The sequence below is a fragment of the Neobacillus niacini genome (assembly GCF_031457145.1).
GTDB lineage: Bacteria > Bacillota > Bacilli > Bacillales > Cytobacillaceae > Neobacillus > Neobacillus niacini_J.
Genome location: NZ_JAVDVZ010000032.1, coordinates 1 through 7,237, shown reverse-complemented (window position 1 = coordinate 7,237; position 7,237 = coordinate 1). Strand labels below are relative to the sequence as shown.

Here is a 7,237-nt window from a genome sequence, read left to right as displayed (position 1 = left end):
TCTTTGATATAACCCTTCAGTTCCGTAAGGAACTGTCTAGCCTTTAGCAGAGAGATGTAGCCATCCTCAATTTAAGCTAGAAACATTTCGCACAACTAATCTGCTGCGTTAGAACAATTAGAAAAGCCACCAAAATGGCAGCTGGTTCTTCAAGTATCGCCCCCGTTAGCCATCCATGAAGCGCCAAAAAATCAGCGCTTCACCACAGAGAATGAAAATGGATAGGAAGTGTCAATACTGATACTGACCTTAATCCAGTCAACCCTAATCCATAGACTTATTAATTATCGCTCTCCTCTTTTTTTTAACGATTGAGCAGGGTCTTCTTAAGTATTGTCATTTTTCTATTCTCGAAGAAACTTATTTTCATGGTAGTTTAAGTATCCTTTCGCAAGTTAGTTCAGGGAAAAAGCGACCCTTCAATATCGAAGAATCGCAGTCCAACCTACTATGTTATTTTTCTAATTCAATAATAATGTCTTCTAATGTAAATTCTTCTTTCCCTTTGCCAGGTTTGTACGGAAGTATCATTTCCTTTTTCCCGTCCTTCGTAATCTGCACTGAAGAATAATTATCCGAATTGTAATCCCTAAAAGTAATGTGAGGAGTAATAATCAACTTTGTTGCCTTCTGTGCCAATTTTTCAAATGTTTTATTTAAACTTATATTATAGGAATCTGTACCTTTGCCACCCATACCTTCACCTGAGTAAGCATTCCCTAAATCATCTTTAATTTCTAATTCCACATCTACCCCATCCCAGATGCTTTTTACATATTCAGAAACTTCTTGTTCGTAATAAACGGTAAAAGACATTGGAGTAACCGATATTTTTTCTATATTTACTTTTACTCCATTCTTTTCCGAACTACTGTCGCTTATCTGCGTATTGCTTGCAACAGCATTCAGACTAAAAGAGAAATTCCAATCTCCTTTAATCTCTGTCTTATTATCTGGATTCAGAATTGTGTCTATGTTCCATTCAATGTTTGCAACATCTAATTTTTTATCTTCATAATTACTTATTGTTAGAATGCCAACATATTTATTTTTATCAATTTTCGTAGTTTTGCCTGACCCTGCCCCACCGAACATCCCTTCAATATTAGGCATAGAAAGACCTGCATTGCCTAATTCCTGTTCACTTTCAATGGTATAGGTTAATGTAACCGTTTTCCCATCAAATACGCCGTCATTTACGGTGAACTTTATACCGTTACTTTCCATGGTCATATTGATTTCATTAGAGTATTGCTTATACTCATAATAAAGTCCAGTTTCTTTCTTTTGGCTATCATTTCTAACGCTGATGTTTTCTATACTACTATGCCCAGATCTGTCTTGATCAAAAATGCGGAAAATATCATCAATGACAGGGATATTTTTAGCATATGCAGGAAACGTCAACCCAAATGTTGTAGCGGAAATGCAAACGACGATGGACGCTGCCACAACATTCTTTTTAACTTTATACCGCTTTTTCTTCTCATGAATGGTCTTTTTCAAAGCTTTTTTCACTTTAACCTTTTCAATCTCGCTAACTTCCATTTCCTCAAATTCATTTTCATCTATGGCAATATCATTGAATAATACATAAATGTCCTTCATATTCCATTCTCTCCTAACTTAAGGTTGGTAGCTTGTTGATTGAGTTTCTTTTTCCCTCTATAAATCCGATTTTCAACTGAAGCTTTAGTCAAACCCAGTTTTATGGATATATCCTCAGACTTTAAACCTAGAAAGAACTTCATAATAAAAATTTCCCTTTCAACAGGTTCAAGTTGATTAATTAACTTGATTAATTCATTTCTGTCTTCTACAAAAAGTAATTCCTCTTCTGCGGACTTTTGAACATTTTGATCCATATTATCTGAGGTAAATTCAATTTGCTTACTAGCTTTTCTGTAATAATCAATAGCTTTAAACTTAGCAATGGCACCAACCCATTTTTTAAAATCGTTTGGTTCTCCGCTAAACTTCTTCGAATTGTTCCAGATGGAAAGAAAAATATCATTGATACATTCTTCCATGACACCATTGTTATTTAAGGGACTAAGCACTTTATAAGTAATCCCCTTTATTAATGGCAAATAATTATCAACGATATATTCTAGAGCATCTTCTTTTTGCCGTTGTAATCGATGTATAAAATTTGATTCATTAGACCTCATGGACAGATTCCCCTTATTTTTTGTAAAAGCTTTTACACCTTATATAACGAATAGAAAATGTTTTTTTCTCGTATTTACAAGAAATCTTTTATTTTAATCTAACATAGTACAAGAGTAAGATTATGATTTAAGGAATAGGACTTTGAATTATCTTCTATTTCGTTATTTCCCTAATGAAATTGAGTAAACATTTCGAGATTTTCTTCAATCATATCAAAAAAAGACCGTCAAAATGACGGTCCCTTTGTTGAACTAACGCACCCCGTTTGTTTAAGTGGAAATTTTCACAATCTTTTTTTTGCCTTAACAAATTCTAATCCCTTAATGGTGTAGGGGCATATCAAAAAGACGCCTTCATTTTCAAGAAAAGCGCCCGATTGCGGAAGATTATTAATTATTTTCATTTATTGGAGAGATTCCATTTTTATCTACAAAAATACTCTTTGTTTTTCATCAAGGTTTCTTTAACATAATCCCAAATCACAATATTTCCATTATCAATCTCGAAGACCTTTCCATGAGATTTTGGTGCATCAATCTTCATTTGATTAAAGTTGCCACGGAAATCCCTAACGTAAGTTGTGGGAAAAGTTACTTCATCACTGCATCTTTTCTCTAGTTCATCCAAAGGTACATGACCAAATTCACGTTCCACTTGAAAATATGCTCTCACGATTTTATGATTATACTGCTCTGCCTTTAAAGCCCATTTAGGGATCCTATTTTTTGCCTTCCCCGTATCAACATTCATAACATCAATTACTCTAGGAATTTTTGATGTCGGTGGTGCTTTATATGTTTGTGAAGCCTTCGAAAAACTGCTTGATATATACTGCATCATATATTTTTCAATTACATCGTCTGCTTCTTCCTTATTAAGTATTAAAGCAAGATTGAATTTTTCCACAACATCTTCTTTGATACTACATTCAAAAGTTATACTCATCTTCATCCTCCATTCTATAAGTTATTATACTAATAAATACCAACTAAGTTATTTTTTACTAATTAGTATTTTATAGTATATTTATATTTCTTTCAACTCTAATACTTATTCAACTACCTACAAAAGTAGAAATTTCAATGACAAATACCCCAAAAAACGCTTCCTCCTTTGGAATAGCGCCCGATTGCTGAATATTTAAAATGCGAAAGAAATGTAAAATGACTTAGCAGTTATTTTACTAAAGCACCCTTTAGTTTAAGTACAATATTTCACATAGAAAAAAGAACTTTCATTTAATGAAAGCCATTTTTTGTGCATTAGGGTAAAGGCTCGAGTTTCTTTAATATCACTCTTAGTTTTTCAGACATTTGATAGGATCAATTCTGATGGAATTCCAGTTTCCTTCAGAATCCTTTTTATATTGAGAAATTAATACATCTGTATCATTTGTTAATTGATAAAAGATAAACCGATAATTGGCTCCGTCCGTACCAATATAATCAATGGTTTTGACGTAACCATCTTGTTTAGTAGGTAGCTGTTTTTTTATTAATTTGCACCATTCTCCATACATAATACCCACGACTGCTTCCGCATCATGCTGCCAAAGATGATAGGGGGCACATAGGAAGTCCTCTCCGTACAATTTCATCTGGTCAATTTTATACAGGTTTTGAACTTTTTTTAATTGGACATAGCCGTAATAATAAGCAAAATAGGTGACACCTTTTGATGAACCTTCGATGCTTTCTAGCTCAATGAAATAAGGAACAATGCCTTTTTCATCAGGAAGTCTGTTCATCTTAATTAAATTTAGATGTCCAATTCCAGCAAACGATTGAAGATATTCATTATAGGAAACCCTTTTGTGATAGTCTTTAGTAAAAAAGTTATAAGCAATTGGATAGGGCAACTTTGCCATCCCCACAGTTCCGCACCCACCCAACTGGTTTTGAGTGAGGTTTTCTGCCTCTCTTAAAATACTAAAGTAGTTTAAAACAGTTTCATCAGGAGTCCGAGATAATGTTGCAGGGAGTTTAATTTCTTTGTAGTTTTTTTCATAATAGGGATCAAAAAATTGGCTGTTCTTGACAAGGGTATTTTTAATTGGGAGGCGGGAAGGACGAAAGTATTTTTCGGCATCTCTGGTACTTATTAACGAAGTTTGGTTTCGTTCAACTGGTTGTCCAAATGTTTGCGGTTCGTATGGAGCTCCCATAACGAGATTCAATTTTTTTCGGGGATAATGATTGAACGTCAGATTTATCCATTTTCTAAAGTATTTCAATTAGACTCCCCCTTCAAGAATATACTGTTTTACCTTATTCACTTTTTCGCAAGATTATTAATATTTATGATATTTAAAAGTAACCACTAAAGTAGAATCGGACTCATTTCTTACGCCTATTAGTTTAAGGTGAATTATTGTAGTTGTGAGAAGATTATTGATTTTTATTCTTAGCTTAATAAGAAGAGCTGCCAAAATGACAGCTCCGAACTTTCGCTGACTTGTATTTATTATATTATTTCGGGGACTTTGGCTATGCTTCGCTAAAAGTAACAGATTCTGCTTTATACATTTTTCCATCCCAATGATACTTAACTTTTAGGCTACCAATACTTGCCTCGGGAATAGAAACAAATACAGTTGTATAACCATAAAGAACACCATTTTCAGGCTTATAATCCTCTATTGAGCCTACTCCTGGACGGTCAACAGGTGTGTAGTAACCAAATTTTAAATAGTCCACTAAGTATTTCTTTTTACCAATTTGAATAGCAATTTCATTGCCGTTTTGTTCCATTTTTACAAATCGTTTGACTGCATCATTGATTGATTCAACTGGCGCTTCTTCATATCTTCGATAAGGGTCATGTAGTTGATTCAAAACATGAATTTCTTTTGTGGATACTCCAGAACCAGCACCAGAAATCAATGCGACTATAATTTCTTTTAGTCCATCACTATTAATATCTTCATAAAATAATTTAGGGGCAAACTTGGAATTATACCAATTTGGAAAGTTATATAATAATTCACCACCTACACTGTCGACTCCACCGCCGACTTGAACAGTAAAGTTTTTAGTAGCCATACCATCTACCTTATCTGCAATTAGAAAAATGTTTTCATACCATACATCAGATATAATGTGCGATGTAACAACTCTCTGAACCGCATATGCTTTTCCTGTATGACAAACTAAAATCATTACTACTAAGCATAAAAAATATTTTCTAATTGTTTTCACTCCTTTTTATTTAAACTTCCCCAAAAGAAGTGAATAATAGGTATCTTGTACGACATAACTATTAAATTCTTTAATAAACTAACCGATTAGTCGAATAAGAAAAGGCTGCTTTTTGGCAGCCATATGTAAAGAAAAAGCACCCGATAAATGAATAAGAACAAAGTCAAACATGATTTAACGTTTGCTTAATTCAGGTCCCCAAGGAGCTGGTACGACGGATTCTTCTTTTATAATCTGTCTCTTTAGCCCAAAACTTCCAGCATAATAATCAAGCATTTCAAAAACAGTAAAGCGATGAAAATCCCCATTGAGAAATTGCGGTTCATTTCGCCTCTTAGGGTCTATTTGCCAAAGTGGGATTGAAACTCTTCCTGTATGATCTTTAAATTCATTAATAGGCACACTGAAGTTGATATGTTCGTTATAGCCCTTTGCAACAGCTATGACCGTAACCTCTGCCATATTCTTCATAGGAAATCTAGGGTCTTTGGGGACCGTAACAGGTATTATTGCTTCCCTTTGAGAATTTGTAAATTCTGTTGCTATTATATTCCCTAATGAATTTATTACAACTAACCGAGCATTCCTTATTGGAGTACCTTGTTCTCCCAACGGGTTAATAGTTGTCGTAACTTTGGCAGTCAGTATTGCCGACACTGTATTTTTACTTGTCTCAGCAAATACTGACACAGAAGGATAGATATAAAACGTAATAAAAAATATAATAAAAATCTTCTTTAACAAGGATTCCACGACCTTCTTTTCTTGTATTATCCTTAGTATTTTTTGATTTTTATTCTGGATAAATACACTGGATGCTTGTTCAACTAACGGACCTTTAGTCGAATAACGAAAGTGCCGCCTGTTTGGTAGCACGATCTAAAGCTCTTGCACCCGTTTGTTTAGATATAATTTCTCACAATTCCTCTTTGTATCGAACAACATATGGAGCGAACAAACAAGCAACAATTGATATAAGAGCCCCTATACCAAGGTTTAAATAGCCGTTATTGAAAGGAGAAAGGAAATAAAAAAATATGAAAAGTGGTAAAATAGAAAGGGCTACAACTGTACATTTACTAAAAAGGTTTATCTTATGTTTAGTACCACAGTTGTCACATTCAATTGATTTATATAACCACGCAGTGGATTTATAGATTTTACTCCAGCTAAGTGGTGAATTGCAGTTTTCACATTTTTGCATACTACCCCTCCTTAAAATTTGAATTTTGAATTTGCTAAGTGCTTAAAACCTATACAATCCCATTTTAACATTTTTTGTTAAACTAACTCCCTCAATTATTTAAATCTCATCACATTTTATCAATATTCTTATTAAACAAACCTGCATCGTTACTTCAATAAGAAAAAGCCACCAAATGGCAGCTGGATCTTCAACATATGCACCCGTTAGCTTAAGAAGAAACTTAGTATCGGAGGTAATAACAATAATAATATTGAACTGGAAATAAGCAATTTTGATACTTTTTTTGGGAGTTTTTCTCTACCTTTACCTTTGTACCATCCACTAAACTGCAATTTATTCCTATATAGAACCAAAAATAAAATAAGAATCGCTATTAGTCCCATCCACCCATAAGTATTGGTATCAGTCCCTAATTTTGAGTAGACATACTTTATAAACGCACTTAAAATTCCTCCGAAAAATACAAATATGAAAGCTATTCGTATTAACTCCAATAGTACCTTCATTAGTACCACTCTCCACCTTTATATTTTATTTTAATTTTACCATATATCCCCATCACCTTGTTAATACAGATAGGTAAGGGTTTGAAGTTATCGCCTCCTTTTCCCCCTGTTCACACCGTACGTGCGACTTTCACCGCATACGGCGTTCCAACTAA

7 protein-coding genes are annotated in these 7,237 nt (G+C 33.8%); all 7 read right to left on the bottom strand.

From position 1 onward, the window contains the following. Positions 1-453: 453 nt before the first annotated feature. Entirely contained in the window at positions 454-1,608 is a 1,155-nt protein-coding gene (locus J2Y03_RS28705; RefSeq protein WP_310200685.1) for a DUF4179 domain-containing protein, read from the bottom strand. Next, entirely contained in the window at positions 1,605-2,171 is a 567-nt protein-coding gene (locus J2Y03_RS28700; RefSeq protein WP_310200684.1) for a sigma-70 family RNA polymerase sigma factor, read from the bottom strand. Before J2Y03_RS28700 ends, J2Y03_RS28705 begins: the two co-directional genes overlap by 4 nt. Before the next feature lie 424 nt (positions 2,172-2,595). Next, entirely contained in the window at positions 2,596-3,117 is a 522-nt protein-coding gene (locus J2Y03_RS28695; protein WP_310200682.1) for a hypothetical protein, read from the bottom strand. Positions 3,118-3,469: 352 nt separating this feature from the next. Continuing rightward, positions 3,470-4,405 (bottom strand): hypothetical protein, encoded by a 936-nt coding sequence (locus J2Y03_RS28690; protein ID WP_310200680.1) that lies wholly within the window; start codon positions 4,403-4,405, stop codon positions 3,470-3,472. A 253-nt stretch (positions 4,406-4,658) separates the two neighbouring features. Further along, positions 4,659-5,369 (bottom strand): hypothetical protein, encoded by a 711-nt coding sequence (locus J2Y03_RS28685; RefSeq protein WP_310200679.1) that lies wholly within the window; start codon positions 5,367-5,369, stop codon positions 4,659-4,661. Positions 5,370-5,543: 174 nt separating this feature from the next. Then, entirely contained in the window at positions 5,544-6,113 is a 570-nt protein-coding gene (locus J2Y03_RS28680; protein ID WP_310200677.1) for a hypothetical protein, read from the bottom strand. Positions 6,114-6,285: 172 nt separating this feature from the next. Further along, complete coding sequence (locus J2Y03_RS29110; protein ID WP_396954284.1) at positions 6,286-6,573, bottom strand: TIGR04104 family putative zinc finger protein; 288 nt, start codon at positions 6,571-6,573, stop codon at positions 6,286-6,288. Positions 6,574-7,237 lie beyond the last annotated feature (664 nt).